The 440-nt window shown below is 65.0% G+C and carries 1 protein-coding gene; it reads right to left on the bottom strand.

What is annotated here, in order from left to right; all coding sequences use genetic code 11:
- Positions 1-83: 83 nt before the first annotated feature.
- Positions 84-440 (bottom strand): type II secretion system F family protein (locus J5M58_RS27090; protein ID WP_207880526.1); only part of this gene is annotated, 357 nt, incomplete at its 5' end.

Genomic DNA, 440 nt, shown 5'->3' with positions numbered 1-440 from the left:
GCAGAACGCCGGCTCGTGTCGATAGGCGGGATGGGCGGCGAGTGGTTTCATGCTGGTTTCTCCTGAATTGAAAATGCGCGACGTCAATGCATCGCGCGCGTCATTGCGGCGATTTCCTGCTGGATGCCGAAGAAGCCCGTCACGAGCCAGCCGATCACCAGCGCGAGCACGACGATCGCGACGCCGTTGAGCACGCGCATCTGCGCGGTGATCCGCGCGACGCCCTCCTCGAGCCATTCGTCGGCGAGCATCTTGAGCGCGGCGTCGAAGCCGCCGTATTCGGCATAGATGCACAGATCCTCGACGATCTCGCGCGACGGAAACTGATAGCCGGCGTTGAGCAGCGCCTCGCCGGCGTTCAGGCCCGACTTCACGCCGACGAGCGTGTCGTCGATTCGCTCGCGCAGCCACGGCCCCGCGACCGAGCCGATCTTCAGCAG

The sequence above is a fragment of the Pseudomonas sp. 32_A genome, assembly GCF_017490905.1.
In the GTDB taxonomy this organism is placed as follows: Bacteria; Pseudomonadota; Gammaproteobacteria; order Pseudomonadales; family Pseudomonadaceae; genus Aquipseudomonas; species Aquipseudomonas inefficax.
Note: the sequence above shows the minus strand (reverse complement) of the source record. Positions and strands in the feature narration are given on the sequence as shown.